Origin of the sequence: Agrobacterium leguminum, assembly GCF_005144435.2 — a bacterium.
GTDB classification, from domain to species: Bacteria; Pseudomonadota; Alphaproteobacteria; order Rhizobiales; family Rhizobiaceae; genus Agrobacterium; species Agrobacterium leguminum.
Genome location: NZ_CP120216.1, coordinates 407,745 through 422,161, shown reverse-complemented (window position 1 = coordinate 422,161; position 14,417 = coordinate 407,745). Strand labels below are relative to the sequence as shown.

The following is a 14,417-nucleotide window of genomic DNA, read 5'->3' as shown; positions in this document are numbered from 1 at the left end:
CGCACGTCCGATCCCGGTTGGTCCGGAAGAGTTGTCATTTATGAGGCCAGGTTTACATTCGGCCCCCATTAGGTCAAATTCATAATTGCGGGTTGAGAATAAGCAGATATTATGGTGGGCTATGAACCTGAGACAGGTCGAGGCATTTCGTGCCGTCATGTTGACCGGGCAGATGACCGCGGCGGCAGAGCTGATGTTGGTCACCCAGCCAGCCGTCAGCCGCCTTATCAAGGACTTCGAGCATGCTGTTGGGCTTCACCTGTTCGAAAGACGCGGAAACCACATTATTCCCACACAGGAGGCAAAGACCCTCTGGAAAGAGGTCGACAGGGCATTCGTCGGGCTCCATCACATCGCCAACCTTGCCGCCGATATTGGCAGACAGGCGGCCGGCACCCTTCGCATCGCGGCGATGCCTGCTCTGGCGAACGGCCTTCTGCCACGGTTTCTCGCTGAGTTCCTGCACGACAAACCCAACCTGCAAGCGTCGTTGACAGGGCTTCCTTCCACCATGGTCATGGAAGCTGTCGCTTCCGGCCGTGCCGACATTGGCTATGCCGATGGCCCTTCAGATCGGCCCGGTTTTCTTCTGGAAACCCGTTCGCTTGCTGCAATCGTCGCTATTCCGATGGGACACAGGCTGGCTGCTCTCGAGCGGATAACCCCTCAGGACCTGGCTGGAGAACGGATTATAAAACAGGAAACAGGCACACTCTTCGCCATGCGGGTCGAGGTGGCCATTGGCGGTATCCAGCGGCGGCCCTCTCTTGAAGTCAGCCTGTCGCATACAGCACTCAGTCTCGTTCGTGCGGGCGCGGGGATCGCCATCATCGATCCCGCCGCAGCCATTGAATTCAAAGACAGGATTGTGCTGAGGCCATTTTCGACTTTCATTGACGCCGGCTTTCTTGAAGTCCGCTCAGCGAATGGGGTTCCCTCTACGGTAGTGGATCGGTTCGCCTCGGAGTTCTGGAGCTTTCATGATGATCTTATGATCCGGAACGGATTGATGGGATCAGATGATGCTGGCGTCGAGGGAGACGCGATCGTCAAACCGACGGACGCAAATGATGGAAAATAGCGCCAACCGTTGCCGAGATCGATCTTCTTATGGCTAACGCGACCGCCATTTCGCGAGCTGCCTATGCCCTGGCGCTCAAAATCCAGCCCAATTTTCGGTTTTAGCTCTTGAGGCCCGTAGCTATGACACTGTCCAATAACGAGAATTCGCACCTTTCGAAAACAGGCCGAACTGGCGATTTCGCGGACGTCCACATCGGCATAATCGGGACAGGTACAATCGCTGGAATGCTGGTGCACTGTTTCGATCGTGCCGTGCCTGACACCCGCGTCCTGGTTGCGGGACGCAATGACCTTGCGGTCTCCGAACTGGTGACCACCGCCAGCAAATGAGCCTTGCTGAGGACGTCGAAACGCTTCATGGCTTCGCAAAGCTTGACGCGGACGCTGTTGTATTTGCCCCCTTCGTCGTCAGCGATCTCCTCCATCGTCTTTGTCCGGAAGAGTTGCCACTTATCAGGTCACGTTTTTATCGGACCCGCATTAGGAGGTCGCTTTTACATTTCGTCCGATATAAACAACATAAAGTAGTCCAACCGTTGCCGAGATCGATCTTGTCATGGTAACGCGACCGCCAATATGTGAGTTGGCCTCGACTCGGGCGCTCAAGTTCACCACAAATCCCACCTGGGATGTTCGAAGCTTGTCACCGGGGCAACGTAGCTAGGCGGGGCGGCGGGCAGGATATATTGAGGTGTAAACCTCAACAGGAACACATTCTACAGCCAAAAGACATGTCCCCTGTTGTTGCTTGCAAAAGCGCATTTTGGTGGTCACCATACAGCATCAGGATGGCGTCTACGCGTGGGTCCAGTGGAAAGGATCACTGCATATTCTTCCTAGATTCCTTAAAAATTCAGGGCGCGCCTCCGTCAACGATGGGCCATTTATGGGACCGGTAAAGACGGATCTGTAGTGGAAAACGCGAGAAGTTCACGCCGGATTGGGACCAAAAGTTGGACCGCCGAAAAACTCCGGCGATCCAACGTGGTCGATCAAGTTTTAGGGGTGAGAGCAGTCGATCAAATACTATTCCTCTCAAAACTGATGCGCTCTACAATCTGAAATAAAGTCGGACATTATGCAGATTAATCAATGATCTAAATACTTGTGCATTGCGAAGCCTAGTCTCAAACTGCTGAAGCGAGCTTTGACCGCCAGACTTGGTTAAGGGCTTACAGTGTTAAAGGGAGTGCACTCGGTTCCACCCATCTCGCGTCAATGCATCGGCTTGGTGCAGACTGTTAGAATTTCGAGTAAGTATTATTATGCCTCCTCCCGACTTGGCGATGCAGAATAGCGAGTCTAGTGTGGGACGAATTTTTTAATTCATCACCTCGCGATCTTCATAAATTCGGTAAGGATATGGCATCTCATGCATAGGATACTGGTGCAATTTTTAACTTTTACGGAACAACAATTTTATATATTTTGCTGCGATAAAAATTCCGAAGTTTCTTAAAATAATCATAATAACATAAAATGAGTTTAATAACAGTAATATATTGCAGATGTTCGTGACATAAGAGGGCCGCAGCCATGATATTTTACACGCACGGATTTATTCAATAAACATCACACAACAGAAAAAGAAAGCACACGGATCGCCTTCAGGCGTCATAATATGTTACATTACATCCAACTCACTAGGAGCCGAAATTCAGTTTCCATTGAGGGCTTTCACGATACGATATGGGTTCGCATCATGTAAGTTTAGAGAAGCAAGAGTCCTGCCAGTTGCAAAAAGATCCTCGTTGAGGACGTCACTGGCCTCTTTGATAACCGAACTCATTGCCGGAGCCTCCACGCCGGCCACCTGTGCTATCTGAACCCACAGCACCATGATGTGCTTGACATCTTCGGTTAGGTAGCGGTGATGCATAGTTGTAGGTGTTTCGATTTCAGCATACCCATCGTACGTCTCATAAAATTCCTTCGAGTGAGTGGCCTGCCCGCCATACCATTTTTTCGAATATGCGAAATCTGTTTCAGATTCTAAGCCGAGCGCATCAACAATCTCAAGGCGTTCTCGGTCTATTGCGAGAACGCGCTCGATGGCCTGCGGCACAAACTCCCTGTAGAACTTGGGAAGCGGGCTTATGCCTTGTTCTATTGCCTCTCTTGCCACTAGGATCCCAGGAGGATGTGCAACTGGGTTGCAATTTGACAAAAATATCGAGGCCGTATCACGGTACCACTGCAATGGGTTTGGAAACAGTGCCTCAAGGCGACTTTTGACATCAATGCTGAGAGGTCGTGTTGATGCAACCTCGAAGGTGGTTTTCAAACCGAGCATGTGAACGTGTTTGCCGATACGGCGGCAGGCATAGGGGGATGTGGTCGATTCAATGACTGCGACAGGTGAATGACTAGGGAATAAGACAATTCTGCAAGTGAGGGAGGTTGCACTACCCGGCAACGCGACGAGCACAGATTTGCTCAGATCGAACTTCACCAACTGGCGGAGAATTCCCTCCTGCCCAAGGGTTGGAACCGTCAGAAAAATGAATTCCGCATTCGAAATCGCGGTTTCAAGGTCATCCTCCAGCTCTGGAGTAAAGCTGCCTCCATAGTTTGGTCCGACCAGTTCCAGAGTGCCAAGCCCCCTCACTTCATTGAAATTTCTCCTATTAGAAGTTGGTGCCCAGACAACTGCGTTAAATTTGTTGTTGAGCCTCGTCGCGACATCGCCAGCAAAGGTAAGGGCGAGGTTTCCCGCACCGAGAATTGCTATTTTAGCCATTATGAATTGGTTATAGGAAGGGTTCGATTGGTGTGAACTTTCCTCGCTCGTTGGCCTTTAAATAGCGAAAGTGGTTGGTTGGGCTATCCTGCCTGCCAGCGTGGTTGTGACGACTTTTGAGTGCAGGTAGATCACTGCCTACGTCAGCTCCCTGACTTTCTTGCCCACAATTGTTTTTTCAATGTGCGTGGTTGTTGAAACGGAGAAAAATGTCCCCACCACAGCGATGTATCACGCACCACTGCACACTCCCAACCGTCGGTCTTCGAGCAAGAAATTCGTCGTCCTACGTAAGCGCTCACGTCTGTTAGACACTCAAAGTCCGTCCTCAATTTATAAGCCGAGCATGGCTACTGTTCGACGTTGCAAAGTCAGAGATAGCGGCCTAAGTCCGCAGGAAGTTGCGGCGTGTGGGGCATACCCTTAGAAAATCGGGCGAGCTTATCTGCAAATGTCCTATGCTGACGAGCGCGTTGTTTTCGTGAAGGGTCGTAATATTGTTGTCGCTGCTAGAACTTTTCTTTCGATGGTCCGCATATCTTTATCGCATGCAGAAATTTAAATCGCAGAGCGACTTTAGTGACAACAGCGGAAGGATGGATTGGAGCCCATTGCATTTCAACACTATTGATGTAAAAAATCCTCGACATGACGTCTTCCGGAGGTAAGCGCTTACGTGCAGCGGAAGACTGCTACTCGAGTGCAAAGCGATGCAGATGTATCGGTTACCTCAACAGGACGGTTGCCAATAAAATCTACCTTAATTGGCTGGTCATGGGATGCGGACACTACAGTCAAAATTTGCAATTATAATCGTCGTTCAAAGTCAATAATGCCAACCGAAATGGCGTCATTGCTTGCGTTGGTCTAAGCCTCCTATTTCTCTATTTAAGTCATGCAATACAGAGTCAATAATGCTTATCTTTGAACCACAATCTCGAAATATGTTAGACTGTCGCGCCCATCCATTGGAACACCCTCAACTTGTCCTGGCCAGAGAGATGCTCAAAGCGACGCATGGAAATGTATTTTGTCCTGGCAATGAGATGGTAGCAACAGAAACTGCCTTACCAGTTTTCCTGTATGGAACGGCTGCCCTTAACCTTCATGAGCTTATAAATCATGCTGATGGAACGTTTCCGCTGCAAGAGGCGCTCCCATACGAATTCTGGGCATTGAATCCCAGCGTGGTCGGACCTTCAGGTATAGCCGCTTCTCGCGGGTGGACACACTATGTCGCGCTCTTGGCTAGCGACAAATTCCACTACAAACCTTATGGAGATGGAGCCACCATGTTAGTCAGAAGGGGCGCAGGTGACGCCAACTATCCAGTGCTCGTGTTTGGTAACCTCTCTTACTAGAGGCGCGCCTACATCTCGTGTGCTTACTATGCGCCTCTTAATATCTAAAATAAAGGCGCCAGTCAGCTCTTGCTATCATATGTGTAATTTTCTGTTTTGTCTCCTGTTTAGGAGATTATATTGTAATGTGTGATAGATGAATAATACTATGTTCTTCTCTATTTTCATAAATATGAATTTTAAAATTTTCTACTTAAAGCAAATCGTTAGACTTAATCAGTGTTAATAATCTTTTTACCACTCGCACTCTTTCATGAAACAATATCAGGAAACGCTATGTAATATCTATCTGATTCCTTACGATCACCGACGGCCTACAACAAAAACAAAATATTCTAAAACCGCTTAATAATGATATAGGGCATGTTTGATAAAGTGGATCGATCCTGTCGCTGGACCCGTGTTATGTTGGTGGTGGAGTCTTTCTTGATGGGATAGATCACTACATACGTCAGCCGCGCAACTTCGTTGCCTAAAAATTAATACCCCTAGGTATGAGGGTGAGGTGAGGAAAAATAGGCATGCTCATGTTCAATAAGCGACAAAAGTCAGATCGGTCATCTGTCGTATGGGGTTGTAAATAGAGAGCGGGCAAAATCCAATAACCGTACAAAATTGTCTGAGGCGAAGTGTTAGTCATGGTGGGTTGCAGTTGTTCCTGCCCGAGAGCGGGACTTCCAATCCCGCCCGGCTCAACCGTGACGCTGTGCCCGATGGCCATCATGTCTACAGGACCAAGCCGGAGAGGGCAAGATCCACCGGGTTCGTACGGCTGGCGCGTGCTTTGCTCGTGTGCTTGCCGATACCGCATATGGCTTGAGTGCGCCGTGACCATCCCAGGTGAAGGTAACGGAAACGGCAACGGCAACGGCAACGATTGACAACGATTGACAGGATGTATTGCAATGTCATCTTCGTGCATTCACGGGTTAGTTTGTGCACTCGTGGATTAGTTCGTTCATTATTATAGTCGATCGTTTGTCTGCACTGCATTAGACGTCCTATTTGCTCTCATGCTGCCCGCAAAGCAGCAACCAAGCTGGGATTTTGCCCTTCGCCGAGCAGTCCCTGATCGTCCATGATCGGATGGGCGACGGATACGATGTGGGCGTTGATCCGTTTGAGATCGCGCAGGATGTCGAGATGAAGCGAACTGGTTTGCAGGCTGTCGGCGTGTCCGTGACGCAACCGCTCAAGGTGACGCTGGGAAGATCGTTTCTCCATCTGGCGCACCTCGATCTTGCGTTCCATGAGTTGGCGGGCAAGGCTAATGTCACGGGTGACCAGGATCGTCTGTGCGATCCTGAGATTGTCTATGGTCAACTGGAAAAGCTGCTGAAGCTCGGCAAAGCCGTCGTCGGAGAACTTGAGGCCGTGCCCGATCTTCTTGGTCACGGCCTGCAAGAGGCCTTTCTCGATGATGTCACCGATATGTTCGAGGTTTATGGCGTAGTCGATGATGACGATCGAACGGCGCCCTTCGTCTTCTGACAATCCGGTCTGGCCAAGTTTGGAAAGGTAGACCTTGACGTCTTGTTGCAACCGGTCGACCTGACGTTCGACCTGGGAAATGTCCTTCAGGCGTGCCGCGTTGTTTCGTTCAAAAGCGTCCGAGACCTTTAAAAGCATTCTCTCGATCAGATCTCCGACACCAAGCACCTCGCGTGTAGCGCTGGTGAGGGCCACGATGGTGTCGAGAGCTCATCGACGTCGAGAAATTTCGGGCCGTTTTCCGCCTGGGATAGATCAGGGATTAGTATGGTCATCCAGCGTGCGATGAGCCGCGAAAAGGGCCATGCGGCCAGCGCGAGAGCGATGTTGAAGGCCAGATGCGCATCGACAGGAAGCTTGGATTGGGGCAGGGGTAAACATAGCCAGCCAGTCGGCAAGAAACCCGGCTCCGGGAAGGGCGACGACGCAGCCGATGGCGCGAACGAGCAAGTTACCGAGCGTCACACGCCGGGCGGCTGCTGATCCCGACAAGGCGGCAATCACCGGCGGTACCGCGCCGCCCAGATTGGCGCCGAGAACCAATGCGACGACGAGGCCGCCAGATAGAATTCCGGTGGAGGCCATCGACAGGATAAGAACGACCGCTGCGAGGCTTGAGGACGATGCAAAGGCAATCGCCGCCGAGAAGATCATGGCGACCGGCCATGCATTATCAAGGAGCCCGATAAAAGCTGCAAGTGCTGGTGAATGGCGCAACGGCTCGGTCGCTGCACTGAGAAGATGAAGAGAGAGCAACATCAGCGCGATACCGATCAGCGCGGTTCCGGCGCCCTGACGCGACGTTGTCCCGCTTCGATAAAGGATGATTCCCAAAGCAAGCAGGACGGGCGAGACCCATTCGATTCCGGTTGCAACGATCCAGGCTGTTACCGCGGTGCCGACATTAGCCCCCAGCAGCACGACCTGCGCCATGCGCGGCTTGATCAGTTCTCGCTCAACAAATGAAGAGACCATCAGCGCTGTGGCCGTGGAACTCTGCAGCGCTACGGTCGCCCTGCGAAAGGCCGAACAAGAGCAAAGCAACTGCCCCGAACAGGTTGATCATGACGGTTGTCGATTCCAACGCCGCCCTCCTCAGTCTAAGCCGGTTTGGTCTGGAATCTCGAAAAGAATCCGTGAGAGTGGAGGCAATGAACCGGTGGGCGAGCCGGGAGGAAAGCTGCCCACCGGCCTCCCGCCTGCGCCGCCTTGCAGACAGGAAGAATTTCCTGGAGGTCCAGAAGTTCGAGGCCATTCAGCTTCAATTGATCGTGCACGTGGCACAGAAACTCTCCCAAAGTTCATCTCAGGCAAAACAGGTGCTTTCCCCATTTGGCCTGAGAAACGAATGAGCGTTTTCGCTCACTCTACCAATCGCTTACAGGGCGGACGCGGCCGTATCGATGCTCAGTAACGAGGCGTTCTGCGCCGTAGTACGTTGTTGCAATGCAACAAAACTGTCATCAAACTTTCATTTGACGAAGAACGATAACGCTCATAATGTGAGCGATATAGATCATTCTTGGGTGAAAGGGAAGTGGTGTGTTCAACTCGACACAGGACCGTCAGGCTAAAATCGTCGAGCTGTTGCGAGGCGAACAGTTTCTGTCCATCGGGAAACTAACCGACCACTTCCAGATTTCAGTGGCGACTGCCCGGAGGGACCTGAGCGAACTCCATGAGGCCGGTCTTCTGCGCCGGACACACGGCGGAGCGGTCAGCGTTTCCCAGGTCGCTCAGGATAAACCGAACGCGGCTCGAGCGGTTTCGCACCAGGCCGAGAAAGCGGTTATAGCTGCGGCGGCCGCAGCAATGATAAATGATGGCGACGCTGTTCTGTTAGATGCTGGCACCACTGCCCTAGAAGTCGCAAAGCAAATTTCAGGGCGCGCCGGCCTGACGCTGATTTCGAACGGCGCAGACATCATTGCCGAACTGATCCGAGGCGAAACGCAAAACGTCTATTCAGTCGGCGGTGAGTATACCGAAACCAACCGGTCCTTCAGAGGTCCGCTCGCCGAGCAGTTCATTCGACAGTTCAATGTCGACAAGCTGATCCTCAATGCCAGCTCGATCGATCTGGATCGGGGACTGATCTGCACGGCGTCGCCACTGAACGCGAGCGTCCAGAAGGCGATGGTCGAGGTCGCAAGCCGCGTCATTGTCGTTGCGGATCATTCAAAGTTCACGAAATCGAGCCTCTCGGTGACCGCCAGGATAGAGGACGTCGGGGTGATCGTCACCGATGCCGGCGCCCGAAGCATCATCGAGACAGTACCGGAAAAGCTGCGGAAGAAGTTCGTAATCGCGAACTAGGTTCGAAGTCCGCGCAATCGCACAAACACTCTTTAGAAAGAGCAGGGAGAGGACAACCAGATGCTTAAGACCAATCGCAGAAGTTTTATGATGGGCGCCGGGGCGATAGCTCTTGCGTCAACCGCAGGCGGAAATCTTGCATTTGCCGCGGATCGTCGCGCATTGCGCATCGGTGTAAATGGGCTGCCCCCGTCGCTGGAGCCGATCAACGGGATCAGCAACACCGGCCCGCGTATCATCAACCAGATTTTTGATACCTTGATCCGACGCGACTATTTTGCGGATGGCGCTAAAGGCAACAATATCAAGCTTGTGCCGGCACTCGCTGAAAGCTTCGAACGGATTGACGACAAGTCTATCCGGTTCAAGCTTCGGCAAGGCGTCAAATTCCACAACGGCACCGAGATGACGGCGGAAGATGTTGCGTTCACCTTCTCTTCCGAGCGGCTGTGGGGCGACGAAGCGATCAAGACTGTTCCGAATGGCCGAAATTTTTCTCCCAACTGGGACGAGCCGGTCGTGGAAGACAACTACACCGTCGTTCTGCGTACCAAGACGCCTTCCTATCTTATCGAGAAATATCTCGGCTCCTGGCTCGGCCCGATCGTCCCGAAGGAGTATTACAAGAGCCTCGGTGCAGTTGCTTTCGGTAACAACCCGATCGGTACCGGCCCATACAAGTTCAAGGAGCTTGTCGCGAACGATCATGTGACGCTGGAAGCGAATGACGGTTACTGGGGCGACAAGCCTACGGCCTCGACAATCACTTACCAGGTCGTGGCGGAGCCAGCTACGCGCGTGGCCGGTCTAATCAGTGGTGAGTACGACATCATCACCACCCTGACACCGGACGACATGGCGCTGGTTGACGGCTACTCTGACCTCGAAACGCGTGGCACGCTGATCGAGAACGTGCATATGTTCACGTTCAACATGAACCAGCCAATCTTCCAGAACAAGACTTTGCGTCGTGCTCTGGCGCTTGCCGTCAATCGGCCGCTGATGGTCGAGGCTTTATGGAAGAACAAGGCTTCCATACCGAACGGCTTCAATTTCCCGCACTACGGTGCGAGCTATGATCCGGAGCGAAAGCCGATGGAATATAATCTCGAAGAGGCCAAGCGTCTCGTCAAGGAAAGCGGTTACGACGGCACCCCGATCACCTATCATACGATGGGCAACTACTACGCAAACGCCGTCCCCGCATTGATGATGATGATTGAGATGTGGAAAGCCGCCGGCATCAACGTCGTGCCGAAGATCTTCGCGCCGGGGACGACACCCAAGGACTCCGACATTCTTATCCGCAACTGGTCGAATGGCCAGTGGCTGACGGACGGCCTCACAACGATGGTATCGGAATTTGGTCCTGGCCGAGGTATCCAGAAGCGCTGGGGTTGGAAGGCACCCGCAGAGTTCAACGACCTCTGCGACAAGGTGGCCCAGCTGAAGGATGGCGAGGAGCGTTCCGCAGCCTTCAACCGCCTTCGTGATATCTTTGAGGACGAAGCTCCTGCTGTCCTGATGTATCAGCCTTACGATGTCTACGCTGCCCGCAAGGACGTCCAGTGGAGTCCCGTTTCATTCGAAACCATGGAATTCCGCGGAAACCTCAATTTCAAATAACAATCCAACAAGATGGCGGTGCGCATCCGTGCGCACCGCTCAGGGAGGATGAAATGTCTACTTTGTTGAATGTTCGTGATCTCGTGGTCGAGGTGCCGGCCCGCAATATCAGGATTATCGACGGCGTCAGTTTCTCTTTGGAAGCTGGCCAGACGCTGGGGCTTGTTGGCGAGTCTGGTTGTGGAAAGAGCATGACGTGCTATGCGGTGGGCAACATGCTTCCGCGGGGAATTGCGAAAGCCGGCGGATCGATCGAGTTCGGAGCCGGCCGGACGGCGTCCGACAAAAACGGCAAGCCGACCATCGCGATGATCTTTCAGGATCCGACAAGCAGCCTGAACCCGGTCCATACGATCGGCTACTACTTGGAATCAGCTCTTTATCGCCACCAGGGCCTGAAAGGCAATGATGCTCGGCTGGAAGCGATGCGCCTTCTTGAGCGCGTCGGTATCGATCGCGCCAAGAGTCGGCTGCGATCCTATCCACATCAATTCTCCGGCGGCATGAACCAGCGCGTTATGATCGCTCATGCTCTGGCAGCCAGGCCCCAGCTTTTGATCGCCGACGAGCCGACGACTGCGCTCGACGTGACGATGCAGGCACAGATCCTTCATCTGCTCGAAGAATTGAAAGCCGAGACTGGCATGGCGCTGATTATAGTATCTCACGATCTTGGCGTGATCGCTCGTCTCGCCGACAGGGCGGCAGTGATGTATTGCGGAAAAATCGTTGAGACGGCGCCCGTTGCGGAATTGCTGGAAAGGCCGGCTCATCCGTATGCTCGCGCGCTGATCGAATGCATGCCGAGTATCGAGGCGAAGGATATCGAACCGCCAGTCCCGATCCCTGGTTCAGTACCGCTCCTCGATAACCTTCCCCAGGGCTGTTATTTCCACCCGCGCTGTTCGCGTGCGACGGCAGAATGTTCGGCGCGCTTTCCTGCGCCTGCGAATGTCGGCCTCGCCCATGAGGCGGCCTGTTATCATCCGGTGGCTGCATGAGCCCGCCCCTCCTCAAGACACGTGACCTGTCGAAGGCCTTCGGGCAGAAGACCGGCTTTTTCTCGAAATCCACCAGCCTGTTTGCTTCCAGGGAGATCAACCTGGAACTGGCGCCCCGCGAGAGGCTCGGCATTGTTGGGGAATCCGGAAGTGGCAAATCGACACTCGGAAGACTTCTCCTCGGCCTGACACCACCGACCAGCGGTGACATCTGGTTCGAAGGCGTGAACCATAAGGAGCGAACTGCTCAGGACTGGAAGAACTTCCGCATACGCACCTCGCTCGTCCAACAGAATCCTTTATCGGCTTTGAACCCGCAGATGACGATCGGCGAGCAGATTGCCGAGGGCCTTGTTGTCCATCATGTGACGAACCGTGCGGTTGCCTATGAGCGGGCTGCGGCCATGCTTGAGCGGGTCGGCCTCTCGAGTGTGATGATGGACCGTTATCCGCACCAAATGTCTGGCGGCCAAAGACAGCGCGTCGTTATCGCTCGGGCTCTCATCCTTGATCCGAAGCTGGTCGTCTTCGATGAAGCCGTGTCCGCTCTCGATGTGTCCGTTCAGGCGCAGGTTGTGGCGCTGCTGCGGGAACTCTGGCGGGACTTAGATCTTGCCTACGTCTTCATTACCCACGACCTTCGCATTGTCCGCCATGTCGTTGATCGCATTGCGGTGATGTATCTGGGGCGCCTCGTCGAAACCGGTGATATTAGGTCGGTCTACCACTGGCCGCGTCATCCTTATACACGTGCGCTTCTCGCATCTGTCCCCACCATGGATCCGACTGTCCGTAACGTCGAACCGCCGATCAAAGGCGAGCTGGACATAACGAAAGCTGGTCACGGGTGTGCTTTTCGATCGCGCTGTCCGTTTGCGATCGACAGATGCGCCAATGAGACGCCAACACTTCGATCCGTCGGGGACCAGCAGGTGGCATGCCATAGGGCTGAAGAGTTCCCGCAATCAATCGCTTCGTTGCCGGCAGACTCGCAGCAGAAGGAGATTGCCTGATGGTGGCATTTATTTTCGCTCGGCTGGCTAGAGCGCTCACAGTACTGGTCTCTACCGTCACGGTCGTTTTTGTGGTACTACGTCTCAGCGGCGATTCCGCTCAGCAAATGCTGACGGACAGCGCTTCGCCGGAAGCACTAGCCGCGTTCCGGGCCAAATGGGGCCTTGATCGATCGATTTTTGAGCAGTACCTGCTTTATGTTGGGAATGCGTTGAAAGGCGACTTCGGAACCTCGTACGCTGACGGACGCGAAGTTTTTGATGTTGTCAGCGAGCGTATTCCCAAGACACTTCTTCTAACAGTCTCGGCATTCTTCCTAAGCATGCTGATCGGGATCCCAACAGGCATCCTCGCTGCTGTCAGGCGCGAATCTGCCATTGATAAAGGGGTCATGGCTGGTGCCGTTCTCGGGTACAGCATTCCCAATTTCTTGCTGGGTTTGATTTTCGTCTTCGTGTTCGCGGTCTGGCTTCGCGTCTTGCCGAGTTCAGGAAGTTCGTCGTGGAATCACGTAATCCTGCCGGTGGCTACTTTTGCTCTGTTCAACGCAGCCGCTATCGCACGATTTATGCGTTCGACATTGATCGATGTCCTTGGCCAGCCTTACATTGCCGCGGCGCGCGCTGATGGCATTCCCAACTGGGAGATTATCACAAAGCATGCACTGCCAAACGCGGCGATCCCCATGGTCACGACACTTGGCTTTACGGCTGGCGGCCTGCTTGGCGGTGCTGTTCTCGTTGAACCAGTGTTTGCTTGGCCTGGGCTTGGCAGCGGTTTCGTAGCCGCGACCAGCAGCGGTGACCTGTCGGTCGTTCAAGCGATGATCATTCTGTTCACGACCTTTATGGTCACAATCAACCTCACGGTCGACGTGCTTTACGCCGTCCTCAATCCCAAAATCAGGAAGCAATGATATGTCGACAGCGACAACTTCACGCTCCTTTAAGAGCACCGCGTGGGGCCCTTTCAAAGGGATGCCGATCAGCATCGGGTTCTGCTGCACTTGGGTCTTAATCGCCGTGTTTGTCGGCATTACAGCCCGCTGGATGGCGCCCTATGACTATCTGTCGCAAGACCCGCTGGCACGGTTTGCCAAGCCTTTCCTCTCTGTCCGCCATTTTCTTGGCACCGATTATCTAGGTCGGGACGTGTTTAGTAATCTGATCGTCGCGGCACAGACGACACTGATGATCGCTATCGTCGGATCGCTAATCTGCTGCGTGGTTGGTACAAGTCTGGGCGCAATTGCGGCTCATTTCGGAGGTTGGGTCGACAATATCGTCATGGGCCTCGCGGATGCGATGGCATCAGTGCCATTCATCATTACAGCGCTTGGCGTGCTGGCGCTTTTTGGTTCCAGCCCACTGTTGTTTGTTTTCCTCATGGGCATTTTTAACTGGTGGCGCTACGCCCGTCTGACTCGAGGTCTGGTGCTGAGTGCGAAAGAGGAGGGGTATGCGGAGGCGGCGCGGATCGTTGGCGTCCCGCCGATGCGTATCTACCTGCGCCACATGCTGCCAAATATAGCGGGGCCGCTCATCGTACAGTTCACTGTCAATTTCCCGGAAATAATTCTTCTCGAAAGTGGTTTGAGCTTTCTCGGTCTCGGCATCCAGCCGCCAGCCACTAGTCTCGGACTGATGGTCGCTGACGGCCGTAACTATCTCGCCATCGCCTGGTGGCTGGCTGCGTTTCCGGGCGCGGTAATCGTGTTGACAACCCTGTCGATCAGCCTGCTCGGCGACTATCTGCGTGACCGCTTCGATGCGCGGCTCCGTTAAT

At 53.5% G+C, this 14,417-nt stretch carries 8 protein-coding genes and 4 pseudogenes; 9 read left to right on the top strand and 3 right to left on the bottom strand.

All coding sequences use genetic code 11. The features are described from left to right. Positions 1-121: 121 nt before the first annotated feature. A pseudogene (locus tag CFBP4996_RS28600) lies at positions 122-1,012 on the top strand (LysR family transcriptional regulator); the annotation flags it as partial. 385 nt (positions 1,013-1,397) lie between these two features. Here CFBP4996_RS28600 and CFBP4996_RS28595 read toward each other — a convergent pair. Together CFBP4996_RS28595 and CFBP4996_RS28590 are read right to left on the bottom strand one after the other, a co-directional pair. Continuing rightward, positions 1,398-1,514 (bottom strand): annotated as a pseudogene (locus CFBP4996_RS28595) (transcriptional regulator TraR); the annotation flags it as partial. A gap of 1,226 nt (positions 1,515-2,740) precedes the next feature. Next, the gene (locus CFBP4996_RS28590) at positions 2,741-3,823 is read right to left on the bottom strand and encodes an NAD/NADP-dependent octopine/nopaline dehydrogenase family protein (protein WP_080855286.1); all 1,083 of its coding nucleotides are present in this window, start codon (positions 3,821-3,823) and stop codon (positions 2,741-2,743) included. A gap of 1,984 nt (positions 3,824-5,807) precedes the next feature. Here CFBP4996_RS28590 and CFBP4996_RS28585 point away from each other — a divergent pair. Beyond that, positions 5,808-6,012, top strand: a pseudogene (locus CFBP4996_RS28585) (transposase); the annotation flags it as partial. A 183-nt stretch (positions 6,013-6,195) separates the two neighbouring features. Here CFBP4996_RS28585 and CFBP4996_RS28580 read toward each other — a convergent pair. Continuing rightward, positions 6,196-7,759: pseudogene (locus CFBP4996_RS28580) on the bottom strand (Na/Pi cotransporter family protein). Here CFBP4996_RS28580 and CFBP4996_RS28575 point away from each other — a divergent pair. The 7 genes from CFBP4996_RS28575 to CFBP4996_RS28545 all read left to right on the top strand — a co-directional run bounded on the left by CFBP4996_RS28575 (position 7,740) and on the right by CFBP4996_RS28545 (position 14,416). Next, positions 7,740-8,027, top strand: coding sequence for a hypothetical protein (locus tag CFBP4996_RS28575; protein WP_137396190.1), 288 nt, complete (start codon positions 7,740-7,742; stop codon positions 8,025-8,027). The pseudogene CFBP4996_RS28580 and the gene CFBP4996_RS28575 overlap by 20 nt on opposite strands. Before the next feature lie 190 nt (positions 8,028-8,217). After that, positions 8,218-8,991 (top strand): DeoR/GlpR family DNA-binding transcription regulator, encoded by a 774-nt coding sequence (locus CFBP4996_RS28570; RefSeq protein WP_080855284.1) that lies wholly within the window; start codon positions 8,218-8,220, stop codon positions 8,989-8,991. A gap of 60 nt (positions 8,992-9,051) precedes the next feature. Further along, the gene (locus CFBP4996_RS28565; RefSeq protein ID WP_080855283.1) at positions 9,052-10,617 is read left to right on the top strand and encodes an ABC transporter substrate-binding protein; all 1,566 of its coding nucleotides are present in this window, start codon (positions 9,052-9,054) and stop codon (positions 10,615-10,617) included. 53 nt (positions 10,618-10,670) lie between these two features. Continuing rightward, entirely contained in the window at positions 10,671-11,618 is a 948-nt protein-coding gene (locus CFBP4996_RS28560) for an ABC transporter ATP-binding protein (protein WP_162936161.1), read from the top strand. Further along, complete coding sequence (locus CFBP4996_RS28555; RefSeq protein ID WP_080855282.1) at positions 11,615-12,631, top strand: oligopeptide/dipeptide ABC transporter ATP-binding protein; 1,017 nt, start codon at positions 11,615-11,617, stop codon at positions 12,629-12,631. The genes CFBP4996_RS28560 and CFBP4996_RS28555 overlap by 4 nt, the downstream gene beginning before the upstream one ends. Continuing rightward, positions 12,631-13,548 carry an ABC transporter permease gene (locus CFBP4996_RS28550; protein WP_080855281.1) on the top strand — a complete coding sequence of 306 codons (918 nt, stop codon included), beginning with the start codon at positions 12,631-12,633 and terminating at the stop codon, positions 13,546-13,548. Before CFBP4996_RS28555 ends, CFBP4996_RS28550 begins: the two co-directional genes overlap by 1 nt. A 1-nt stretch (position 13,549) precedes the next feature. Then, on the top strand, positions 13,550-14,416 hold the full coding sequence (locus CFBP4996_RS28545) for an ABC transporter permease (protein WP_080855280.1): 867 nt from the start codon (positions 13,550-13,552) through the stop codon (positions 14,414-14,416). The last annotated feature ends 1 nt before the right edge of the window (position 14,417 follow it).